This is a genomic window from Paenibacillus sp. GM1FR (assembly GCF_002803315.1).
GTDB classification, from domain to species: Bacteria; Bacillota; Bacilli; order Paenibacillales; family Paenibacillaceae; genus Paenibacillus; species Paenibacillus amylolyticus.
The window spans coordinates 1-1,038 of the sequence record NZ_MKZL01000052.1 but is presented as its reverse complement, the minus strand read 5'-3'; the positions used below and the strand labels follow the sequence as shown (position 1 = coordinate 1,038).

The 1,038-nt window shown below is 51.9% G+C and carries 1 protein-coding gene; it reads right to left on the bottom strand.

The annotated features are described in order from the left end of the window. The coding region (locus PAEAM_RS24210; RefSeq protein ID WP_100529274.1) for an IS110 family RNA-guided transposase at nucleotides 1-917 on the bottom strand (917 nt) is incomplete at its 3' end. Between the last annotated feature and the right edge of the window lie 121 nt (nucleotides 918-1,038).

Sequence of the window (1,038 nt, the reverse complement as noted above, 5' to 3'; positions counted from 1 at the left end):
TCCCCTTTAATCGCAGGCCGATGGCGGTAACTCCATGCCGATTCAATCAAGGTGCGACGCAATCGTCCATTTCCCGCTTTGGTGAGCGAGCCTCGTTGGGTACGGACTCCAGACGAATGCTCACGCGGAACCAGGCCCAAGTAAGCCATGAGCTGAGCAGGAGAACGGAACCGGGCAAAGGAACCGATCTCCGCAGCAAGCGTGACGGCCGTGAGAAATCCAATGCCACGCAGAGACTGTAAAATCTGAATCAAATCGGCTTTGGAACTGGTCGCTGCCTCTTCAATCAAGGCTTTTTCCAGTCGACCGATGCGTTGCTCGATCTCGTCCATGGCATGAAGGTACTCCGTAAACGCAATCTGCATAGGCGCATTCGGGAAGGTCAGTTGTCCAAGCCATACGCGATATTTTTTCGTCCAGCGACGTTTGATTTGTTCAGGCGGATGGATCTGGTGACGCAATAAAAATTTGAGCACGCGTTGACGAGCCCGGTGAGCATCTTCTTTTGCCGATTCGCGTGCCCGAACCAATTCACGAAGCGCCTCATCTTCACGTGCTGGAACGTAAATCGGCGTAAGCTCGCCTGCACGGAACAGACGTGCCAGTTGCTCGGCATCCCGTCGATCGGTTTTCACGTGATCGCCGGAGCGTTTGGGGATGAGTGAAGGGGCAATGACGACACAATGGGCCCCCATGGATTCGATCCAGCGGTAGGTTTCGTATCCTGTAGGACCGGCCTCATAACAAAACGAGAGGGAGCTTGCCGGACCCAACTCTTTGATGAGTTTGCGTAAGGCAGCAGGCGCATGAGCAATGGTACCGTAATACCGCGGCTTGTCTTTACCCTCGTCAGCAATAGCGACAGAAATTTTTTCTTTGGATACATCTAAACCAATGAATTTTGTGGTAGACTTCATAGGGATAGCTCTCCTTTGCTGTGTAGCTCTGAAATGGTGGTCTTCTTACTGTCCATTTTAACCTACGATGTGCAGCAATATGGAGGGCTATTTTTTGCGGTTACGTTCATCATAGCTAGCG